This window comes from Blautia argi (assembly GCF_003287895.1).
Taxonomy (GTDB): Bacteria; Bacillota; Clostridia; order Lachnospirales; family Lachnospiraceae; genus Blautia; species Blautia argi.
In genome coordinates, this window is sequence record NZ_CP030280.1 from 1,486,685 (window position 1) to 1,507,140 (window position 20,456).

A 20,456-nucleotide genomic window follows, 5' to 3' on the forward strand; every position below is an offset into this window, starting at 1 on the left:
CTCCATATAGAATTGGTATATTAAATATATACTAAATTCTATATGGAGGTATTTTTATGGACACATTAAAAAGGGCGTTTAAATATGTGATAAGAAAAAGAGGAAAAACGCTAATACTATTTATGCTTTTTCTAACAATAGGAATTTTGGTGTTATCCGGAATTTCAATAAAGAGGGCAGGAGATATATCACAAGATTCTCTGAGAAAGACAATGGGGGGAGAACTTACTATTGATGTAAATTATTCAGATGAAAATCCTTATTACAAAGAAGAAAAATTTGAAGATGGTAGAATTATATATTCTTCTAAGCAAATGACGGTCGATATGGTAGAAAAGGTAATGAAAATTTCAGGAATGCGTTCTTGTGAGGCATCAGTTGACACACTTTGTCAAATTGATGATATAGACTTTTTTTCAGGAAATATTCCTATAGAGGAAGAATTTAAAAATATGACAACAGTAGTTGGAACGTATTCTACAGAAACTAATGATTATTTTCAATCAGGAAAAGTTAAATTGATAGAAGGAAAAAATATAAATTCAGATAATGGAAATCCGGAGATTATTATATCGAAAGATTTGGCAGAATTGAACCATTTAAAGGTTGGAGATCAACTTGCAGTTACTAATACAAAAGGGAACAAAATTGAAATTACTATTGTAGGTATATTTCAGCAAAAAGAAGTGGAAAGTATTGAAGAAAAAGTAACTTCATATGAAAAGATACAGAATAAGATTTTTACCAATATTCAAACAATTATGGCAATTGAGGAATCTCCTTATATTACTGGCTTTACGACAATCCATGCACAAATAGAAGATCCTGCAAAGATGAATCAGATTGTGGAAGAGATAAAAAAAATAGATGAATTTGAATGGGATAAAAAGGCATTTTCCATAAATATAAATAATGAAACTTTTGAAAGAGCAGAGATGTCTTTAAAAAAAGTGGAAAATTTTATTAATATTTTTTTACTGGTAGTAGTTATCGTAAGTATTATCATTTTATCATTGATTTTGAATATGTGGGGTAGGAGTAGAATTCATGAAACCGGAGTATATTTAGCTTTAGGATTAGAAAAGGTTCAAATTATAGGACAGTATATTCTAGAAGTACTCATTGTGGCAATGTTTGCATTTATTGTTGCATATTTCCCTGGCAGGGTAGTATCAGATCAATTAAGTGATTATTTAATGAAACATCCAGAAACAGAACAGGGAGTTGCTATGCGTGAAACCTCTACAGAAATAGGTATAGAGGAAGGGGAAATAGATGTGGAAATTAGTATTGAGGAGATTGTTATGGTGTATATAATTGGTGTTGCTATTATTATCATTGCTACGACTATATCAACTTTTTCTATAATGCATCTAAAACCGCGAGAACTATTAACAAAAATGAGTTAGGGGGAAAACATAATGAATTTTTTAAAATTAGAAAATATTACATATTCTTATGACGGAAAAGAAAACATATTTGAAGATGTGAATATGGACTTTGAACAGGGGAAAATATATTGTATTTTAGGCGAATCAGGATGTGGGAAAACTACTTTGCTTTCTTTATTGGCAGGTTTAGATTTTCCTACTCAGGGAAGGCTTTATTTTAAAAATAAAGTAATAGATAGAAAGGAGTTGACAAATTATCGTAAACATAATGTATCAATCATTTTTCAGAATTATAATTTAATAGATTTTTTAAATGCAAAAGAAAATGTAGAAATTGTTTCTAAGGAATCAGCTTATAATATATTAGAAAAATTAGGATTTGACAAAAATGAGATGAATAGAAATATTTTAAAACTTTCAGGGGGACAGCAGCAACGCGTTGCAGTTGCAAGAGCATTACTTTCACATAGTTCATTGCTATTGGCAGATGAACCAACAGGGAATTTGGATAAAAGAAATGCAATAGCAATAGCAGAACTTCTCGGAGAAGCAGCTCATAAATATGAAAAATGTGTTATTGTTGTCACCCATTCTGAAGAAATTGCAAAATATGGTGATGTTATTTTAGAAATGACAGATGGTAAGTTAGAAATAAGGAGGGATTGAATATATGAAAAGGAAACTGTGCATTTTATGTTGCATAGCCATTATTATATCGATGGTAGGCTGTACTTCTGAAAAAAAAGAAACAAATGAAGAACGGAGCGATACAAAAATAGAAACAAATGAAGAAAATGAAGAGTCGAAAGATGATGTTATTTTCGATCACGAAATGAAAGAAAATATAGGAGAGGGTATATTTGAATTTGTACCTGAATAAAGCAAAAGGCCAACTACATGATGTAGCTTGGCTTTTGCTATGTTACAAAAATGGTTATACTTTTGTAACCACTTAATATAGATGCAAGGAAAAGGAAAGTGAAATACATGAAGATAGCAATATGTGATTTTGAATTGAGGACATTGGAACTAATTAAGAACTTTGTAGCAGATACAGATACTTTAGGAGATCAACCATTTAAAATTTTGTCATATGAAAATCCATTCGATATGTTGGCTTATTACAGCAGGTATAGAGACATAGATATTATTCTTTTAAATGTAGAGATGAAGAGTGGATATGATGTTGCAAAAGAACTGAGAAAATTGGATAAGAAAGTAGAAATTATTTTCTTAGGAAAGACAACAAAAATGGCTGTTAAAGGATACTCGGTAAATGCATCGTATTATTTGCTCAAACCAATACAAAATCAAGTATTACAATATATACTCAATAAATCTATAAACAATGTTTTATCAATGCATACAAAATTTTTTTGGAATAAAAGTGGTGAAAGAGTAGATAAAATTTATTATTTTGAAATGTAAGCGCTTAAATTTCAGCCGTTGATAGAAAAATATCCGGCTACTTTTCGGTAACCGGAATACCTTGACAATTCACATATGATTTATGATTGATTTGAGTTTTTTGCTCGACGCTCTATCTCAATTTTTACCTTTTCATTCCATGGAGCAAGTTGATCTAATTCATTGTCACTCATACTATCATCTGGTAGCTTTTCCAGAAGATAGGTTAAATAGTGATAGACATTTACTCCATTTGCCTTGGCCATTTCTACCATCGTATATACTATAGCACTGGCCTGGGCACCATGAGGTGTATCGCAGAACAGCCAATTTTTGCGGCCGACTGTAAATGGACGGATCGCATTTTCACTGAGGTTGTTAGAGAAACTGCATCGTCCATCTTCCAGATAGGTCATAAGATAGTCTCTCCGGTTCTGGATATATGTTACAGCCTTATCCATCCTCGAACCTCTGACAGGGTTCTGTTTATCAAGCCACGACAAAAAGCCTTCCACTATCGGCTTTTCTTTTTCAAGTCTAGCCTTTTTGATAGCATCGAAGGATGAGTGCTCTGCCTTAATGACATCTTCCAGATGAAAGAGCTGATTGATATACATCATGCCCTGTACGGAAGGCTGGGTATAATCCAGCTGCTTTCCTTTTGGAATGGCATCTGTCAGGTATCTTCTGATATGTGCCCAGCAGGCTGTCCGCTTTGCATTGGATACTTTATTGTATCCGCTATAACCATCACACATCAGATATCCGTTAAATTCCTGAAGGAATTCAACGGCATTGTCTCCGGCGCGGGTTGGTGAATACTTGTAGAGAATGATCGGGATACCACCGTCTTCTCCGCTACGGAACAGCCACATATAGGACTTTGTCTGAGCACGACGTCCTTCTTCATGCAAAACCTGAAGAGGCGTCTCATCAGCCATTAGGAAGTTTCTTTCCAAAAGCTTCCGATGAAAATATTCATACATCGGGCGGAAAAATGCCTCAGAATTACGGATTACCCAGTTTGCCATAGTTGCACGGGTGATCGCAGCTCCGTACTGTTTCCAGTCTTTTTCCTGGCGACAGTATGGGAGACTGTTGCAAAACTTCTGATACATGACCCAGGCAACGGTACCAGCTGAGGCCATACCATAAAGCATATGAGGCTTTCCGTCTTTTCCCTTTTTTAATGACAGGGATATCCCGTTTACTGCATTCCGGACAGCTGTAATTAAAACTGTAGATTTCAACGACTTTCAGTTTGGCAGGAATAAAGACCAGTTCACGACGGACAAACTCTTCGCCAATCTTAACCAACGGAGTACTACAAACAGGGCATGTTTTATCCTCTTCCGGGATATCGATATATTTTTTTATTACTGGTATCCCTTTAAAGCGCTCTGCATCTGTTGCTCTGGTTTTTCTCTTTTTAGGAGTCTCCTCCGGAAGTATTGCAGCAAGTTCTTCTGTCTCCGCAATCGAGGGATCCTGTTCCAGTTCTGCTTCATTAAAAAGGTTTAACTGACCCGGAAAATCAATCACACGTTTTTCACTTGAGGAACCAAAAAGCTTCTTACGGAGAAGGCTAATCTCGTCTTTCAGGTTGTCTCTCTCCTGAATAAGAACTTCTTCCCGTTTGCTGGCAGCATCCACAGTTGCCTGAAGTGTCTTTATCATGTTTCTAAGCTCTGTGATCATATCTTTCAGCTCACGCAGCTGAAGGTCTTTGGAACTGTTAGCCACTGCTTTTTCCTCCCTTTTCTGATGCTTCTATTATACCAGAAAACAGAGGATTTTCATAGAAAAACAAGGTGTGTAAAAGCCTGAAAAGTGCCGAAAATACCAGGAAATCCGGCACTTTTGTGTGCAGATTTAAGCTAGCTTTTTAAGATGTTCGGATTGCTTTTGGCTGCTCGATATCGATGCCGGACATCAGCCAGTCAAACTCTCTCCAGGTAAGATTTCGTACCTCTGATTTATCTCGTGGCCACCGGTAAGACCCCTGAACCGTCAATCTTTTATAGATCATGACGATCCCATCCGGTTCCTTCAAGATTGCTTTGATCCGGTCACATTTTCTACCGCAGAAGAGATAGAGTGCATGGTCGATTTCCATAGAAAACTGATCCTGGATGATGGCACAAAGACCATCAATGGACTTTCTCATATCTGTTCTTCCACAGACAAGGTAGATTGCATCGACATTCGAGATATCCGCTAGCATGTGGACTCCCTGAGCACAGCCATCAGAGTTTTTAATAAAACCGGCTGGATATCATTGCTTATGCGGATCCGAAGTCCATTTGCTTCGATTTCAATCGTATGTGAATTGTCAAGGTACAGAGAACAGTTTTTTTTCATTGAAACTAGTTCTGCCGGAGTATGTTCCGGCTCTATAGCAATCCGGACTACATCCTGTTTATGGGATGTAAAATCGAGAGTGCTTGCTTTTCCAGATGGTTCTGGTATCTCACAGGCTCTTTTGCGAAGCCTGCTGACAGCATTGTAAAAACAGCTGGGAGAAATCCCATTTTCATGACACCAGGCAGCATCGGTAAGACCGCTTTGCCGGCAGGATGTCACCAGTTCTAGCCATTCATCCAGGGAACGGCCTGGAGTACGTTTACCATTCATAATGAAACCTCCAATTGTAGTAAAAATCTACTTCCTATCAAGATGATGGAGTAAAAAACTATTTTCTATCATTATGAATGAAAAAAGGATAAATTTGTAGTTACCCAAAAATTAAGCGCTTACTTTGAAATTAAGTGGATAGAAACTTATCAAAGGAAAACCTTAATAAGCACGATAAATGGAAAATACATAAGTGGAACAACGATGAAAGAACATATAGAAAGGCTTCACAACAGTGGATTTGTTCAAGTGCATTCCAGTTATATAGTAAATTTGGAGTATATAAGAAATATTACGGGGAATACAATAACACTGAGAGATGGAGAGATTATACCTATAAGTAAAAAGAGAAAGAGAGAATTTTTGAATACAATTGAACAATTTTATAATACCAAAATAGTTTCATTATAAATCATTAGAGATATCCTGCTGAATAAAATGGTTACAAAATTGGTTATATTATTTGAGTCATAGCAAGGTTACAATTGAAAAAATAGCAGGAGGAAAGAAAATGTTTAGTGTAGATAAAAAACTATCAAAATCTAATATAGCGAGAACCATACGTTTTACAGAGGATATATTTAATGATTTATTGAGAATTTCTACTTCGGAAGATGTTTCTTTTAATCAATTAGTTTTACAATGTTGTCGATATGCGCTTGATAACTATGAGGGGAATGAGCAGAATAAAAGATAAGAGATTATAGAAAGCAAGTTGATCCGAGTAGTAATTGGTATACATCAATTATCGTTTATTAGAACTTGGATTAATAAAAGGTATCCTAATATTGTGTAGACTAGAAAATCATTTTGTTCTAATATTACTTTAGAAATGTATTTATAGAGAATTAGATTTGAATAAAGAGGCTAGGAGCAATAAAAACACAAATTGAGGTATAAACGATACAGATTTATGTGCTGTATCGTTTTTTTTTGCCTTTTTTACAGAAAATCCATGAATTTTTAGTTGGTATATAGTAGGAGCACCTTGATAATTTCATAGAGTAAATTTAATTCTGTCAAGAATAATAGCAGTGATCCATCAATTTCCAGGTGGAAGATTTAAAAGATGAGGGACATAAGGAGAATGAAAATGATTAAAATAGCAGTTATCATTTTATGTATTATAACAATCAGTATGATTGCTTGCATCTTATGTACGTCTGTTATAGCAGGCAAGAGAGCAGATGAGAGTATAGAAAGATATTTTAAGGAACAGAAGAGAGGGTAGAATTATATGAGAAAATCGGGTGTGGTATCAAAAGATGTAAAAGGAAAAGATAATGAAGTTTACCATGATATTATATCTCTATTTAAAATATACAGATCTGTAAATTGGAAAATGCAGATTAAAATCAATCAAGTAAAGCAATGCTTTCATACAGAATATGGCACCGATGTAGATGAATTTTTAGATAGTGTTTACCAGGCAGGAATGGATATCAATCTGGATATGGAAGATATGAGAGAGAGAATCGAATCCATCAATCAGGCGAATAAGTATCTGAAACTGATTGATGAGGCAGTAGAGTTAATGCGGAAATATCACCCACAAGGAGAAAAGTATTATTGGGTACTTTATTATACCTACATGTCTGCTTATAGGGCAGAGAATACAGATGAAATTCTGGATAAATTAGAACCGCATTTTCCACGGATACCAAGAATACACAGAGCCACTTATTTTAGATGGAGGGACAAAGCTTTTGAGGCAGTCAGTAACATCTTGTGGGGATATGAAGCAAAAAATCAGCAAATATTGAAACAGGTAAACCAGAATTATCAGGAATAAGTAAAATAGCCAGAAGGGCTGGAAAGGAGAAATATGGGATTTGTTATGAGTATAGATACAGGCAATAAAATGATGAAAACTAACCATTTTATTTTTCATTCGGGAATAAAAAGAAAAGAACAAAAAATCCTTCCTGGAGAAGAAGGAATTTTTTTTAAAGGGATCAACTATTTGGAGAGTAATCAGAGAATTTCCTATTTGGAAGATAAAACAATTGATGATAGGTACTATATTTTGACATTACTTGGAGTGGCAAAAGAACTGGAAAAAGAAGGGATAGAAACTGGTATTCATGAAGGGGGAACAATTCCAATCCAGTTATTAGTTGGACTTCCGCCGGGAGATTATGGAAAACAAATCCGGAAATTTCGGGAATATTTTTGGCGACAAGGAAAAACAGTTTATTTTTCTTATAAAGGGAAACCATACAGAATACGATATGAAAGTGTAAAGGTATATATGCAGGGATATTCTGCGTATATTTTAGTGGCAAATCAGCTTCATTTACAAGAGCAGCCAAAGGTTTTGCTGATAGACATTGGAGGATTTACAGTAGATTATCTGTTAGTCCGGTATGGAGTAGTAGACAGGACAAGAATTGATTCCCTTCCAGAAGGGATTATTATGCTCTATAAAAGAATTATGGTAGGAATAAGGCAGCGTTTTAATCTTTATCTCGAAGAAATAGACATTGATAATATTCTTTTTAAAAGGAAAACGCCATATTCAGAATTGGTTATTCGAAGGACATTTGAAATTGCTGCAGAATATATGAGTGATTTATTAGGTTCTTTTTTAGAATTTGGTATTGATTTTCGAACAACAGTGACTGTTTTTGTGGGAGGTGGAACGGTTCTTTTAAAGGATATTATTGATGAAGTTTGGAAAAGATATCATTCAACATATTATGTTGTTGATGATCCGAGAGCAAATGTAAAAGGCTTTATCAAACAATATATGGCAGAAAAAGCGGGATATTAAGGGGAGGACGTATGGCAAAACAAAATCCGTACAGATTTTCCTTGGGATTTGATGAAGAGGACCCGGATCATCAGGAAGTTGCAAGAATACTAAACCAGTTAGGGCATAGAAAAGCAAAGTTTGTTGTAAAGGCGGTTCTTGCATATCATGAAAACATAGAAGGAAAATTTTCAAAAGAGCAGGCGGTGATAGACAAGAAGCTGGATATACCAAAGAAAAACAGAGTCGTACAATTACAAGATGAATTTCTTCCAACACTGCAAGAGGAGGATATTCTCATGATACAGAAAAATAAAGAATTGCTTCAGGAAATGGAGAAAGAGGAATTAGAGGAAAATAAAAGTTTCTATAAAGAAGAACTTTAGAAAGAGAGGAAAAATGCGGAATAGAGTAGAGTATATTTTAGGAGGAATGACAATTTTACAAGGACTGCTTGTGGGGATGGCATGGAATGGAAAGAAATGGGCATTTCTGCTGTTGACATTATTGTTACTTTTGCAGGAAATGGTTCTTATTCTTCTTTTAGTGAGAAAGAGATATCAAAAAAAGTTTTGCCCGAAATGTGGAATTGAGATTATTATTTGGTATCGTATTTGTCCTAATTGTGGACACATATTCAAACCTGGATGTAAAAAAGAAGATTTAACAGAAATGATTGAAGATGCTTTGGATCAAGAGGAAATTGAAGAGTTTGATCAGTTAGAAAATTCGACAGACAGAATGGAGGAAATAGAAGAATGCATGATTGAAAGATATATACATAATGTGAAAAATATATAAGTTTATTTATGCTGTCTTTTGATGCAAAAACATAATTAGAGTATTAAAGGAACATTATGCTGTTAGAAGAATTCTAACAGCTTTTTTGTAATTATTACTTAAAAGCAAGTAATAGTAACATAGAAGTAAAACTCTCCGCCTGGAAACGGATTATAGATTAAAAACAGATTTCAGGAGGAGATTTATGGATAAACAAAAACGAACTACTATAGATGAATTTAGTGCATACCTACAGAGTGCAGTAAGAAATACCACTATTAACTATATGAACGATAAAAGTAAGATCAAAGAGCATGAGATTACTTTAGAAGAGGATTTGGAAAATGTAGAAGGAAGGGGAATAGAATGGAATGAAATGATGGAAGCACACGATATTTTTTGGGGAAAGATTGATCCGGAAAAATTGTTTGCTCAGGTGACAGATAATAAACTTTTACATATACTGAAAAGTTTTTCGGCATTGCATATAAAGGTTCTCTGTCTGCGAATATTGTACGAAAAGACATTTGATGAAATAGGAATGGCTATAGGAATATCTGGAAAAAAGGCTGAAAATACCTATTACAACGTAATTAAAAAAATTCGCAGGGAATTAGGAGAAGGAAAAGATGCAGGAAAGAGAATTTGAAGAATTATTATGGAAAGCACGAAATAAGGATAAAAAAGCAGTATTTGAAATTATAGAAATGTACCGTCCTTTGTTGTTAAAATACGCAAAAAGTAATGGGAAATTTGATGAGGACTTATACCAGGAATTGGTATGTGCAGTTTTAAAAAGTATTATAAAATTTCCTATGAAAACAGAAGAACACAATAATTTGTACATTAAGTATTGATATACACAAGATATTGTGATATGATGATTGTGTAATTATTTATGATATCAGTATAGACTGACATCACAAAGGTATAGTCCTATTTTAAATAGGAGAAAAATTTGGGATAGGGATATATCCACAAGAAAAAGAATGGCATTGATTGTTATTGGACAGTCAGTGCCTTTTTTATGTTGAAAAGGAGGAACAAGGATGGTAAAAAGCAAGAAAATCAAAAAAATGATATGGACGCATGGCTGGGTGGTATTTCCAGTTATTACGGGTAGACCACTACACTATTACTGGAAAGGTAACAAATTCCAAACAGAAGTAGTTAAAAAAATTATTGCTTTGGATGCAAATCATATTGTAGTAGAAGGAGAAGAAAAGACCTATTATATACAGTTTTTTGCAGATGAAGCAGAAAGTTTAAAAGCAGCAGCGTAGAAAAAGGGCAGGATCAAGAAGGGGATTAAAATTCTTGTTCCTGCTTTTTCAAAAGAATAAGAAGAGGTGAATAGAATGAGTTGGATATGTTTTCATATAGAAAATGAAAGATTATTAAAAGCTGCAGTTTCAGAAGAAATAAGAGTAGAGTGTGATAAACTTTTCAGGCAAAGGGGATACGAAGAAAGAGGAAGATGGATACCGGAGAAAGAAGTAATTTTGTCTTATATTGTAGAAGGGGTATATTATGCTGCAGTCAGGACAACGGACCGATTTGGTAAAAGTTTTGTATACGCAGCAGTTTTGCCACTTTGCATCCAGAAAGGAATGTATTACAATCTGTTATGCAATGAGCAATATGAAGGGGAACTACCGCAGGAATGTCAGTGCCCAATGGAAATTTTATTACTGCTAAGTTCTACGGATTCTGTTCTCGCTCAAAAATGGAGAAATAACTGTTGGAATTATCATAAGAAAGAACATTATCAGGAATATAAAACGAATGTAAGGAAACAATCATCAGGATATAGAAAAAAAGAAAATTATAAAAGGGATTTTAGGAGAAAGATAACAACGCAGTCATGATATAAAGCGGCAAATGTATAAGTACCTAATAGAAATAGAAGACTAACCAATTTATTAAAAAAGGGGTACACAGAGTCGGAGCAATGAGGAAATGCTCTCGAATTTCTGGTACTCCTTTTTTTGTGTGTTACATTTTGAACTGGAAATGTAATTACCATAATTATACTATTTCATAGTTCAAAATTAGAGTTCACAAATACACTGGATTTTATATTTATTAAATAGTTGATACAATCTAAATGAACCACTCTTTTTCTATGTAAAATTATTGAGATCCTATAAAATTTGTTTATTGTAAGCCAGGTTCATTGCCAGGTTCATCACCACTTATATCTGCACTTGGACACCAGACAAGTGTATATTTATCATCATGACCGGTTGTGTTGCAATTTGTGCATCTCCAATAGGTTGTTGTTTTTACTTGGCAATATCCAGGGTGTGTTTTTCCGTGGATGCGTGTAGTGTCTGGTGTTCCATTGTTGACGATATTGGTGTGATGGCCAGATGAACATCCTCCTGCTTTTAAGTCAGATGAGCTTGGCTGATATTCAAATGTTACTAATCCAGCCTGTGTAATTGTGCCGTCTGGATTTTTCTCATTAATAATTTTTTGATTTGTAATCACTTCGTTGCATTCATTCTCTTTGGCAGTGTCGGTGTCACTAGCATAAACTGAAAAAGGAATTACACCTAAAGCTGTGACTGTTAATAATAATGTGAGTATTTTTTTCTTCATTATGATACCTCCTAAATAGTTTATTTTAGATTTCAGTATTAAAATATCATAGGTTTGTAAAAACTAGATTCTTTATTCTATTAAAATATTGTTAAATGGATTTTTTGGAATAGATTTTTCAAAAATGTCATTACGATACTTACTGTGTATATGTTTTTATAAGTGATACAAAAATAAGACTGGTTTCCTATAACATTGCGACCTCTCTGAAATTGACATCGGATTCTTAAAGTTTTACAATGATAACGTAAAGTTTTGTGCATGTGAGTATCTACATGGAGGGCCGCAAAACTGAATAATCAGGGAAAAAAGCAATCAGAAATGGTTGCTTTTTTTGTTGCCCTGAAATAAAGAGGAAGGGAGGATGATGTTTGTTTCATAAAAAATTACAAGTGCATATCGTAGAGAAATTGAGGAAACCACAGTTTAAAATGAAGACTGCCTGGATTCCTCAATTTATGTTTATGGGATTTTTCATGATTACCATGCTGGCGTGGTTTACACAGCCAGTATATGCTGCGGACATCTTTTCTATGGCAAAAGACGCTATGCAGAAAGTGTATAACGATGTAGTAGGAATTGCTACTGTTGCAGCAGTTGTGTGTTCAGCAGTGTGTTTGTTTTTGATGAATTTTTCAAAAAGCGGAAAAACAGTGGATGAGTCAAGAACGTGGCTGAAACGCATTGTCATTTGTTGGGCAGTGTTAATGGTACTTGGAGCGATTGTAAACTACATGGAAGTTCTCGTTCCACAGCAGAACTTTACTGGTTAAAAAACACAATATACCGGAGCCCTCCCGGGAAAAGGAGGTTGATGAAGTTAGTTGGGCTGGTTATTAGAATTATTGATTGAAGGAATCCGGGAAATTTGTTCACAGTTTTTAGTAGACATGATGGACCTCATTACCGGAATGTTCACAGATTTACTATCCTGCAATTTGAGTTTATTTGAAGACTTATTTACAGTAGTAAAAGATTTGTATAAAAATGCTATTCTTCCTATGGGGATTGCAATCCTATTGCTGATTTTAATCTGGCAGTTATTCAAAACCATGTTTGGAAGAGGCGGTGTTGCAGCGGAAGATCCGGTGGAGTTGGTCTGCAGGAGCTTTTTATGTTTATTTATGTTGCTCTTTGCCAGACCAGTAGCAAATTATATTTTGGAAGTGGCTGGTACTCCTTATCAGTGGGTAGCAGGAACAGAAATTGAAGTAAAAAGTTTTTCTGATTTTGTATCTTCTCTGGATCAGGCATCGGCAAGTCTTGGAATTGATGGATTGAGCATTTCCATACTATTACTGATTATGCAGTTTGTCGTTGCATGGAATTACTTTAAAATGCTGTTTATCATTGCAGAACGGTATGTTCTGTTGGGCGTTTTTTCCTATACTGCACCTTTGGCATTTTCGACAGGTTGCTCTAAGGCAACGAATAATGTATTAGCATCCTGGAGCAAGATGTTTGGTGGACAAGTTGTTTTAATCATTATGAATGCGTGGTGTATGAAAATGTTTTTAAGCGGGTATGGAAATTTGACCGCAAGCCACTATGGTTTTACAAAGTTTTTTATTGCAACCTTATGTTTGATTGGATTTTCAAAAGTGTGCTTTAAAATGGATTCTTATATGGCTTCACTTGGAATTAATCTTGGAAGAATGTCGAATGGAATGGGCGCTTTTGGGTTAATGATGGCAGCCAGCAGATTATTCTCATTCGGACATAGCAGTCATAGTACAACTGAGAGTATGGAAAATGGAGAACATACAGGAAATAGTGAAGCAATGGGAACTTCTTCCGGAATGGGAGATGGTGCAGGGCCAATACCAATGAGTACTGGAAATCCTATGGATATGGAAGAAATGGGAGAAGATTACGTATCAGGAAATCCGTTGGAAGAGGGGTATGCGGACAATGCAGATGATGGTAAAACAGCAGACACAGTTTCAGATCAGGAAAATATTCTGGACGAAATGGGAATTACTTCACAGCAAGAAGATATGAAAAATCCAGAAGCTAGTACAGAAAATTATGGACTTGGAGAAGGCGGTGAATTGGTAAAAGGAGAAGAAATTGAACCTACACAGGAACAAGGAAATCTTTCTGACCTGAAGGAAAATTCGGTATCAGAAGTTCCTGCTATGGAAGCAGAAAATACTGGAAGCAGTTATGCAGAAGGTATGTTGGATACAGATAGTATTCCAGTAGAATCTGAAAATGGACAAGAGGTACTGACAGAAGCAGATGAGCTTTAGATTATCCAAGAAGAGGAACAGCTACATCGTGGTATGGATGGATGGGAACCATTGGTGAAAGTGAAATGGATTTGGAAGGGGTCACAAGCGGCAGTGCTGGAAGGGAATATTCTGCACAGGAAGTTTCAGGCGGAATGGAGACTTCTGGATCTGGCATTTTAAACGAAATTGGAGAAAGTGGTGTTTCGACTTCTAAAGGAGAGTCCGTAATTCCAAAGTTTTCAGAGGAAACAAGGGAACATCCAACAGGTGATTATCTCTCCAGTCAAAATGAGTTTGGACAAGGGGCAGAAAGAAGAATTTCAGATGTTCCGACAACAGGGGAAATGGAAACTAGCGATGTTTTAGGACGAGAGATGCTGATACAAGGACAGAATTTAAGAGAAAGTGTTCTCCCAAACGAGGCAGAAAGAAGTTTGAAACTAGAAGATGGGATTCCAGAAGTTCCAAAATCCAGACGTGAATTGCGACAGGGATATGATGAGCGTAAAGACTGGTAGGGAGGTGTAAAATGGCAGAAGAAAGGCATGATACATCACCTCTTGACAATACAGTTAATGCTGCTATCCAGACAGCAAAGCAGGCAAAACAGGTTGCAGATGGCATAAAAAATGCAAAAAATGCAGCAAAAGGTGCTCAGGCAGCTTACTCTACGGCAACAGCGGCAGGAGGCAGTGTGGCTGGAAGTACCATTGGAACAGCAATTGCAGGACCTCTTGGAACGGTTGTTGGATTTTTAGTGACAAATAAGACGTTCCAAAAAGTAGTTGCAGCAATTATGGCGGCAATTTTACTGTTCCTATTCATCATTGTGAATTTCATTGGTATTCTGTTTTCCTATCTTGGATTTATGGATGCTAATTCTTTTGCAAATGAAGCGCAGTCAAAAGAACTTGCAGCAATAAGAAGCAGGATTGAACAGGTGCTGGAAGTAGAAGCATACCAAACAGAGCTGCTATCTATTATTTCTCAGGAACATGATATGAAGCTGCAGGAAATACAGGCAGATTATCAGGCAAAGTATAGAGAACATAAACTGACAATCGTGGATGAATATGAGACAAGATTAAAAGATAACCTATCTTATTATGTGGGGATTTTACTGATGCAAAAGTGGGACAGCACCACGCGAAAATCTTTTCTCGGATATTCTGGTGGTCTGGACATGAACTTGGATACAGATTTGAGCAGTCCATATGATGCCTTTTTTGAGGAAGCGGCAAATACCTATAATGTGCCGGTAGCACTTTTGATTGCAATGGGGAAAGTAGAGTCAAACTTTGATCCTAATGTAGTATCTGGTGCAGGTGCAATTGGCATTATGCAGTTAATGCCTGGAACTGCTGCTTCACTGGGAGTAACAGATCCGTATGATCCTAGACAGAATATCATGGGGGGCGCAAAATACGTTGCAGAGCTTATGGAAATGTTTCAGGGATATGAAAATGCTTTGGAATTGGTTATTGCTGGATATAATGCAGGTCCGCAGGCAGTCATCAATGCCGGATATCAAATTCCACCATATACAGAAACCCAGAACCATGTAAAAAAGGTAATGGGATATATTCAAATACTGGAACAGCCCAGTGGAACGGGAAGTTCCTCTGATACCGAAGGGAGTCCAGAGGAATTGGAAAAGTCATACCAACTGTTAAAAAATGCGGTGACAGAATATGTGCCGCAATTCTTTTCATGGTCTGTAAGCAATACGGGAGAGCAGTCATCTGTAAAAACAGTCTATTATGTGATAACAGAAGCTGGAAAGACAGAGATTACAAAAGAAACTTATCTGACTTTAAAGGAAAGTGGACAGAATGTGCAGATGGAAGAGCAAGAAGTAGGTGAAAAAACGGTGGAATATACATTGGCTTTACTATTGAGTTCACAGTTATCTCAAAACGGAAACAAGTATGAGTATAAGTATGTACTGGATCAGGGGACATTTGAGTTGGTCTTACGGGTTCTTCAGATTATGCAGGATGGAGTTGATGCGCTAAAGGAAGCAATATTTTCCCTATTTTCATGGACGGATTTTGTGACAGGAGGTGGGGTTGATGATTCATTGATTGGAAATATTGATGTTACCGGAGATAAAATCCGATATGATACGGTTGAAAACTGTGTGAAAGAAGTCACTTATTTTAATCAGACAGAAGAACCGTGGGCAAGCCTTCCTTATGGAACAAGCAATGTTGGTGCTGCCGGGTGCGGACCAACTTCTCTGGCGATTGTAATTTCCACTTTTACCGGCCAGAATGTAACACCGGAAATCACGAAAACTTTTGCAGAGCAAAATGGAGAATATGTACCCAATGTAGGCACCAGTCATTCTTTTGTGAAAAATGCGGCAACTCACTGGGGGTTGACTTGTGAACGGGTAGGAAAAGACCGTATGGATTATGTGGTGGAATCCTTAAAAGAAGGAAAACTGGTTGTTGAAATCTGTGAAGCTTATACGATTACCGGAGGAAGTAGTGGACACTTTATTGTACTTACCGGAGTGACCACAGATGGACATATCACGATCGCTGATTGTGCAAGCAGAGAAAGAACTGGAAAACTTTATAGCGTAGAAACCATAAAAAGTTATGGAAGGGATTTGTCGGAAGGAGCTTTTTGGATTATTGGAAAGTAGGAACAAAATGAGTAAAAGAATTGTTTTTGTGCTTATATGTACAATTTTTTGGATGATGTTTTCTGTTCCGGTCATGGCGGTATCTATAGTGGAACTTCCCGTTATCACCAAATGGGAAAATGGAAACGGTTATGATGAAAAAGGAAATCGTCTGGAAGATACATGGGCGTATGATTCTGTCCATGAAGCCGGAAGATATGTCCTGTTTGGGAAGAATGGAGAAGTGTTAAAAAAATCAGAGGATTGGAAAAAGAAAGAGCAAATAAGTGAAAACTTTACAGTGACAAACCAAAATACGGGAATCTTGGCAATACGTGCGGAAGTATATGAGGAATTTTCAGGAACCGTGAAGGGGAGTGTAAAGGAGAAAAGCGGAATAGAATATTTGTTTGAACTGTGTGAAGCCAATCAGTATAGTACAAACTTAGAACTGGCACCTGGAGATTATCACTTATCTGTAGATGCAGTGGAGAAGGAGCGTCTGTATAGAGTACTATATGACGAAGCGAAATTTAGTATGCAAGAAGCAGAAGTAAAAATTGAAAACCTTCAGGTAACAGGGGAATGTATTGGAATGGCAACAGACACAGAAGATATGCGATCATCTGCAAATGCGCCACAGACAGAAAAAATGGAAACCGATGGAGTTTCAGAAGAGCTGTTAAAGACTATAGGAAAACTTATTATTCCTGTAGTGATTATTTCCCTTGGGGGATATCTGTTTGTGCGGAAGAAAAAGCAACCATATACATAGGAGGCAGAAAATGTCAGAACGAGAAAAAGTAGATACATATACCATACCGCCTAATTTTGCGGAATCAGGAAAATGGTTTTCCGGAAGAGTAAGTGCGGGGAATGTAGTTGAAGCGGCAGTGATGTCGCTTATTTTATTAAAAATTTTGCTGCAAGTACCGGTGGATGGCAGAACCAAAATTTATCTGGGAATTATATTTATTCTTCCGGTTGTCATTTTTTGCTGTGATAGGTGTGCAGGGAGAACGATTGACAGCCTATTTGTTTCATATTTTATGTTTTTTGAAAAATAGAAGAGTTCTTACAACACCAAGCGGGAGATATCAGTTGGAGAGAAAACGGCGGATAGAAAGAAGAGAGCATAAACGCCGTAAGAAAGGAGGAGATAATCATCAGTCAGGAAATAAAGGAACTGGAAGAACGGTTAAAAGAGGCAAGAAAGGAAGAAAAACGTCAGCAAAAAGAAAAGAAAATTTTGGAGTCGGAACAAAAGAAAGCTGAAAGGCGGCAGTTATTGGAAGAGGAAAGGATACGAAAACAGCAGAAGAAAGAAGAACATCAACTGCAAAAGCAGCTTAATCAAGCAGAGTATCCGGGAAAACCAGTAAGAGAAAATACGCAGTCAGAGATACGGAGAAAGAAAAAATCAGAAGAGTTAGAAGAAAAACAGGATTTTCTTCCAGTTACATGGGCATCCTCTTATCTTCCGATTGAGAAAATAAAAGATGGGATTATTTATACAGCAGATCACCGGTATGTGAAAATTGTAGAAGTCCTGCCAATTAACTTTCTGCTCCGTTCTCCAAGCGAACAGAGAAACGTTGTATTTTCTTTTTTGAGTTATTTAAAGATTGCACCAGTCAAGCTGCAGTTTAAAGTTATTTCCAAAAAGGCCGATATTTCGGAATATTTGGAAAAAATACAGCAGGAGATTGAGGCAGAAGAAGACGAACAGTGCAGGGTCCTTCAAGAAGATTATGCACGTCTCATCCGTTCTATAGGTACCAAAGAAGCGATTACAAGACGATTCTTTCTGATTTTTGAGTTTCAGTCTTATGATGGGAACCGTAAACCAAAAGAAAAAGAAGTGTACCAGTATATGCGGACAACAGTGCAGACTGCAAAAAAATATCTGGCGATATGTGGCAATGTAGTATTAGAACACGAAAACGAATCCCGCTTTTGTGTAGAATTGTTTTATCAGTTGCTGAATAGAAGGACAAGTGTAACCGTTCCTTTTTCAGAACGGATAAAATTGGTTACCCAGTGGTATCAGGAGGAGAATGGAAAAGAGAGTCTTCCCCATATTCCGGTAACCGAATTATTTGCCCCAAAGACATTGAATTTTAAGCACAGGAACTGTGTGGTATTTGATGGGGTATATCATACCTATTTGTATATTCCTTCTGGAAAATACCGAATGCGAGTTCCGGCAGGCTGGATTTCTCTGATTATCAATGCGGGCGAAGGAATTGATGTTGATGTGTTTTTCTTTAAGCAGGATAAAGGAAAAAGTGTGGAGCGTATTGGACGAAGGATACGTCTGAATCGCTCAAGATTAAAAGAAACTTATGACACCAATAGCGATTTTGATGATCTGTCAGAGTCTATACGTGCCGGTTTTTACCTAAAAAAAGGGCTAAGTGGAAATGAAGAACTATATTACATGTCTATGCTGATTACCATTACCGGTTATACAGAAAAGGAAGTGGAGTGGCGTGCGAGGGAAATGGCAAAACTGTTAAATTCACAGGATATCGGAACTGCAAAATGTACATTCTCTGAAGAAAAGGCATTTTTATCGTCCCTTCCACTTTTGAATCTGGACAAAAACTTATACCAGAAATCAAAACGAAATGTTCTGACTTCCGGTGTTGCAGCGTGTTATCCTTTTGTAAGTTATGAAATGTCAGATCGGGACGGGATATTAATGGGAGTGAATAAAGCCAACAATTCCCTTGTAATCGTTGATATTTTTAACAGTGAAATTTACAAAAATGCGAATATTGCGATTCTGGGAACCAGTGGTGCCGGAAAAACATTTTGCCTGCAGCTTATGGCTTTGAGAATGCGTAGGAAAAATATTCAGGTATTTATTATTGCACCGGAAAAAGGACATGAACTAGCAAGGGCATGTAAAAATATAGGTGGGGCATATTTGAAGATTGCCCCAGGTTCCCAATATGGAATCAATATCATGGAGATACGGCCAAGTGATCAAAGTGCAAGGGTAATTTTAGACGGACAGGCTTCAGAGCGTTCAGAACTTGCTATGAAGATTCAGAGCCTGCATATTTTCTTTACTATTTTAATTCCGGATATTACCCATGAAGAGCGTCAGCTCTTGGATGAGGCGTTTATCATTACATATCAGAAGAAAGGGATTACTCATGATAATGCAAGCTTGTGGAATCAGGAACAACCAGGGAAGTATAAAGAAATGCCAATTTTGGGAGATCTTTATCAGGTGCTTTTGGAAAAAGAAGAAACCAGACGTATGGCAAATATTTTAAACCGGCTGGTAAATGGTTCTTCTTCGAACTTTAATCATCAGACAAATATAGATTCTGATAACAAATATATGATACTGGATATTTCAGAAATGCAGAGCGACTTGGGACTTGCTACCTTTACGGCCTTGGATTTTGTATGGTCAAAAGCAAAAGAAGACCGTACAAAAGAAAAGGCTATTTTTATTGATGAATGTTGGGCACTTTTATCAACAAACGAATTGACGGCAAATTATATTCTTGAAATTTTTAAGACGATACGTGGGTATGGAGGCGCTGCGGTATGTGCCAGTCAGGATTTGGAAGACTTTTTCTCTTTAAAAGGCGGAAAGTATGGAAAAGGTGTCTTAAACAACACAAAGACAAAGATTATTCTGAATCTGGAGCATAAGGAGGCAGAAGTCGTAAAAAAGGAATTGGATTTGTCTGAAGCAGAGATGCTTGCTATTACCCGATTTGAGAGAGGAAATGCACTGATTTCCACTAATAATAACAACTTGTTAGTAGAATTTAAGGCAAGCCGGTTAGAAAAAGATTTGATTACAACAGACCGGAAAGACTTAAAGGAACTTAAGGAACGGTTGGAGAAGTACGGGGAAACAGCCTATGAGAAAGGGGGAATGTCCAAATGATTGTAGAGGTATCGTAACCATAAAATGCGTATAGATTACGCAATCAGAAATTCAGGTTGATAGAATACGTAATTTATACGCAATCCTAAAATGGAAAGGAGAAAAA

Annotated in this window: 24 protein-coding genes and 1 pseudogene; 21 read left to right on the top strand and 4 right to left on the bottom strand. The window is 36.5% G+C overall.

Annotated features, from left to right (window positions below; genetic code table 11):
• The first annotated feature begins 56 nt into the window (after positions 1 to 56).
• The 4 genes from DQQ01_RS07235 (at position 57) to DQQ01_RS07250 (ending at position 2,819) form a co-directional block, all read left to right on the top strand.
• On the top strand, positions 57 to 1,409 hold the full coding sequence (locus DQQ01_RS07235; RefSeq protein WP_111919475.1) for an ABC transporter permease: 1,353 nt from the start codon (positions 57 to 59) through the stop codon (positions 1,407 to 1,409).
• Positions 1,410 to 1,421: 12 nt separating this feature from the next.
• Positions 1,422 to 2,057 carry an ABC transporter ATP-binding protein gene (locus DQQ01_RS07240; protein ID WP_111919476.1) on the top strand — a complete coding sequence of 212 codons (636 nt, stop codon included), beginning with the start codon at positions 1,422 to 1,424 and terminating at the stop codon, positions 2,055 to 2,057.
• 4 nt (positions 2,058 to 2,061) lie between these two features.
• The gene (locus DQQ01_RS07245) at positions 2,062 to 2,271 is read left to right on the top strand and encodes a hypothetical protein (RefSeq protein ID WP_111919477.1); all 210 of its coding nucleotides are present in this window, start codon (positions 2,062 to 2,064) and stop codon (positions 2,269 to 2,271) included.
• 107 nt (positions 2,272 to 2,378) lie between these two features.
• Entirely contained in the window at positions 2,379 to 2,819 is a 441-nt protein-coding gene (locus DQQ01_RS07250) for a LytR/AlgR family response regulator transcription factor (protein ID WP_111919478.1), read from the top strand.
• Between the two features lie 80 nt (positions 2,820 to 2,899).
• On the opposite strand, the pseudogene tnpC reads toward DQQ01_RS07250, so the two are convergent.
• From tnpC to tnpA, 3 genes and pseudogenes are all read right to left on the bottom strand, one after another.
• Positions 2,900 to 4,541, bottom strand: a pseudogene (gene tnpC, locus DQQ01_RS07255) (IS66 family transposase).
• Between the two features lie 142 nt (positions 4,542 to 4,683).
• Entirely contained in the window at positions 4,684 to 4,965 is a 282-nt protein-coding gene (gene tnpB, locus DQQ01_RS07260) for an IS66 family insertion sequence element accessory protein TnpB (protein ID WP_162624263.1), read from the bottom strand.
• A 50-nt stretch (positions 4,966 to 5,015) separates the two neighbouring features.
• Entirely contained in the window at positions 5,016 to 5,432 is a 417-nt protein-coding gene (gene tnpA, locus DQQ01_RS07265; RefSeq protein ID WP_009247501.1) for an IS66 family insertion sequence element accessory protein TnpA, read from the bottom strand.
• Positions 5,433 to 5,606: 174 nt separating this feature from the next.
• Between tnpA and DQQ01_RS18395 the strand changes: the two genes are divergently transcribed.
• From DQQ01_RS18395 to DQQ01_RS07315, 10 genes are all read left to right on the top strand, one after another.
• Entirely contained in the window at positions 5,607 to 5,843 is a 237-nt protein-coding gene (locus DQQ01_RS18395; RefSeq protein WP_408607858.1) for a LytR/AlgR family response regulator transcription factor, read from the top strand.
• 100 nt (positions 5,844 to 5,943) lie between these two features.
• The gene (locus tag DQQ01_RS07275) at positions 5,944 to 6,129 is read left to right on the top strand and encodes a hypothetical protein (protein ID WP_111919480.1); all 186 of its coding nucleotides are present in this window, start codon (positions 5,944 to 5,946) and stop codon (positions 6,127 to 6,129) included.
• A gap of 540 nt (positions 6,130 to 6,669) precedes the next feature.
• Positions 6,670 to 7,224 (top strand): hypothetical protein, encoded by a 555-nt coding sequence (locus DQQ01_RS07280; protein ID WP_071144127.1) that lies wholly within the window; start codon positions 6,670 to 6,672, stop codon positions 7,222 to 7,224.
• Positions 7,225 to 7,422: 198 nt separating this feature from the next.
• Positions 7,423 to 8,205 (top strand): ParM/StbA family protein, encoded by a 783-nt coding sequence (locus tag DQQ01_RS07285; protein ID WP_242980668.1) that lies wholly within the window; start codon positions 7,423 to 7,425, stop codon positions 8,203 to 8,205.
• Between the two features lie 11 nt (positions 8,206 to 8,216).
• Entirely contained in the window at positions 8,217 to 8,570 is a 354-nt protein-coding gene (locus DQQ01_RS07290) for a hypothetical protein (protein ID WP_111919482.1), read from the top strand.
• Positions 8,571 to 8,616: 46 nt separating this feature from the next.
• A complete protein-coding gene (locus tag DQQ01_RS07295; RefSeq protein ID WP_162624264.1) occupies positions 8,617 to 8,985 on the top strand; it encodes a hypothetical protein in 369 nt (122 codons plus the stop codon).
• A 184-nt stretch (positions 8,986 to 9,169) separates the two neighbouring features.
• Positions 9,170 to 9,613 (top strand): sigma-70 RNA polymerase sigma factor region 4 domain-containing protein, encoded by a 444-nt coding sequence (locus DQQ01_RS07300; protein ID WP_111919484.1) that lies wholly within the window; start codon positions 9,170 to 9,172, stop codon positions 9,611 to 9,613.
• Positions 9,594 to 9,821, top strand: coding sequence for a helix-turn-helix domain-containing protein (locus DQQ01_RS07305; protein WP_021739072.1), 228 nt, complete (start codon positions 9,594 to 9,596; stop codon positions 9,819 to 9,821). The genes DQQ01_RS07300 and DQQ01_RS07305 overlap by 20 nt, the downstream gene beginning before the upstream one ends.
• Before the next feature lie 192 nt (positions 9,822 to 10,013).
• Positions 10,014 to 10,247 carry a hypothetical protein gene (locus DQQ01_RS07310; protein ID WP_111919485.1) on the top strand — a complete coding sequence of 78 codons (234 nt, stop codon included), beginning with the start codon at positions 10,014 to 10,016 and terminating at the stop codon, positions 10,245 to 10,247.
• 75 nt (positions 10,248 to 10,322) lie between these two features.
• Positions 10,323 to 10,832, top strand: a complete 510-nt coding sequence (locus DQQ01_RS07315; RefSeq protein WP_111919486.1) for a hypothetical protein — start codon at positions 10,323 to 10,325, stop codon at positions 10,830 to 10,832.
• A gap of 289 nt (positions 10,833 to 11,121) precedes the next feature.
• On the opposite strand, the gene DQQ01_RS07320 is transcribed toward DQQ01_RS07315, so the two are convergent.
• Entirely contained in the window at positions 11,122 to 11,568 is a 447-nt protein-coding gene (locus DQQ01_RS07320) for a hypothetical protein (RefSeq protein ID WP_021739075.1), read from the bottom strand.
• A gap of 371 nt (positions 11,569 to 11,939) precedes the next feature.
• Here DQQ01_RS07320 and DQQ01_RS07325 point away from each other — a divergent pair, with 371 nt between their 5' ends.
• The 7 genes from DQQ01_RS07325 (at position 11,940) to DQQ01_RS07350 (ending at position 20,350) form a co-directional block, all read left to right on the top strand.
• Entirely contained in the window at positions 11,940 to 12,341 is a 402-nt protein-coding gene (locus DQQ01_RS07325; protein ID WP_021739076.1) for a hypothetical protein, read from the top strand.
• Between the two features lie 51 nt (positions 12,342 to 12,392).
• Entirely contained in the window at positions 12,393 to 13,820 is a 1,428-nt protein-coding gene (locus DQQ01_RS07330; protein ID WP_111919487.1) for a hypothetical protein, read from the top strand.
• 41 nt (positions 13,821 to 13,861) lie between these two features.
• A complete protein-coding gene (locus DQQ01_RS07335; protein WP_111919488.1) occupies positions 13,862 to 14,320 on the top strand; it encodes a hypothetical protein in 459 nt (152 codons plus the stop codon).
• 11 nt (positions 14,321 to 14,331) lie between these two features.
• A complete protein-coding gene (locus tag DQQ01_RS07340) occupies positions 14,332 to 16,455 on the top strand; it encodes a transglycosylase SLT domain-containing protein (RefSeq protein WP_111919489.1) in 2,124 nt (707 codons plus the stop codon).
• Between the two features lie 7 nt (positions 16,456 to 16,462).
• Positions 16,463 to 17,209, top strand: a complete 747-nt coding sequence (locus tag DQQ01_RS07345) for a hypothetical protein (protein ID WP_044963395.1) — start codon at positions 16,463 to 16,465, stop codon at positions 17,207 to 17,209.
• 10 nt (positions 17,210 to 17,219) lie between these two features.
• Positions 17,220 to 17,501, top strand: a complete 282-nt coding sequence (locus DQQ01_RS16055; protein ID WP_199797989.1) for a hypothetical protein — start codon at positions 17,220 to 17,222, stop codon at positions 17,499 to 17,501.
• A 221-nt stretch (positions 17,502 to 17,722) separates the two neighbouring features.
• A complete protein-coding gene (locus DQQ01_RS07350; protein WP_242980669.1) occupies positions 17,723 to 20,350 on the top strand; it encodes a VirB4 family type IV secretion system protein in 2,628 nt (875 codons plus the stop codon).
• The last annotated feature ends 106 nt before the right edge of the window (positions 20,351 to 20,456 follow it).

What these genes read in the sequence shown, in the direction of transcription:
- DQQ01_RS07235 (WP_111919475.1), top strand. Translation starts at nt 57, where the DNA reads ATGGACACATTAAAAAGGGCGTTTAAATATGTGATAAGAAAAAGAGGA.
- DQQ01_RS07240 (WP_111919476.1), top strand. Translation starts at nt 1,422, where the DNA reads ATGAATTTTTTAAAATTAGAAAATATTACATATTCTTATGACGGAAAA.
- DQQ01_RS07245 (WP_111919477.1), top strand. Translation starts at nt 2,062, where the DNA reads ATGAAAAGGAAACTGTGCATTTTATGTTGCATAGCCATTATTATATCG.
- DQQ01_RS07250 (WP_111919478.1), top strand. Translation starts at nt 2,379, where the DNA reads ATGAAGATAGCAATATGTGATTTTGAATTGAGGACATTGGAACTAATT.
- tnpB (WP_162624263.1), bottom strand. Translation starts at nt 4,965, where the DNA reads ATGAGAAAGTCCATTGATGGTCTTTGTGCCATCATCCAGGATCAGTTT.
- tnpA (WP_009247501.1), bottom strand. Translation starts at nt 5,432, where the DNA reads ATGAATGGTAAACGTACTCCAGGCCGTTCCCTGGATGAATGGCTAGAA.
- DQQ01_RS07275 (WP_111919480.1), top strand. Translation starts at nt 5,944, where the DNA reads ATGTTTAGTGTAGATAAAAAACTATCAAAATCTAATATAGCGAGAACC.
- DQQ01_RS07280 (WP_071144127.1), top strand. Translation starts at nt 6,670, where the DNA reads ATGAGAAAATCGGGTGTGGTATCAAAAGATGTAAAAGGAAAAGATAAT.
- DQQ01_RS07290 (WP_111919482.1), top strand. Translation starts at nt 8,217, where the DNA reads ATGGCAAAACAAAATCCGTACAGATTTTCCTTGGGATTTGATGAAGAG.
- DQQ01_RS07295 (WP_162624264.1), top strand. Translation starts at nt 8,617, where the DNA reads ATGACAATTTTACAAGGACTGCTTGTGGGGATGGCATGGAATGGAAAG.
- DQQ01_RS07300 (WP_111919484.1), top strand. Translation starts at nt 9,170, where the DNA reads ATGGATAAACAAAAACGAACTACTATAGATGAATTTAGTGCATACCTA.
- DQQ01_RS07305 (WP_021739072.1), top strand. Translation starts at nt 9,594, where the DNA reads ATGCAGGAAAGAGAATTTGAAGAATTATTATGGAAAGCACGAAATAAG.
- DQQ01_RS07310 (WP_111919485.1), top strand. Translation starts at nt 10,014, where the DNA reads ATGGTAAAAAGCAAGAAAATCAAAAAAATGATATGGACGCATGGCTGG.
- DQQ01_RS07315 (WP_111919486.1), top strand. Translation starts at nt 10,323, where the DNA reads ATGAGTTGGATATGTTTTCATATAGAAAATGAAAGATTATTAAAAGCT.
- DQQ01_RS07320 (WP_021739075.1), bottom strand. Translation starts at nt 11,568, where the DNA reads ATGAAGAAAAAAATACTCACATTATTATTAACAGTCACAGCTTTAGGT.
- DQQ01_RS07335 (WP_111919488.1), top strand. Translation starts at nt 13,862, where the DNA reads ATGGGAACCATTGGTGAAAGTGAAATGGATTTGGAAGGGGTCACAAGC.
- DQQ01_RS07340 (WP_111919489.1), top strand. Translation starts at nt 14,332, where the DNA reads ATGGCAGAAGAAAGGCATGATACATCACCTCTTGACAATACAGTTAAT.
- DQQ01_RS07345 (WP_044963395.1), top strand. Translation starts at nt 16,463, where the DNA reads ATGAGTAAAAGAATTGTTTTTGTGCTTATATGTACAATTTTTTGGATG.
- DQQ01_RS16055 (WP_199797989.1), top strand. Translation starts at nt 17,220, where the DNA reads ATGTCAGAACGAGAAAAAGTAGATACATATACCATACCGCCTAATTTT.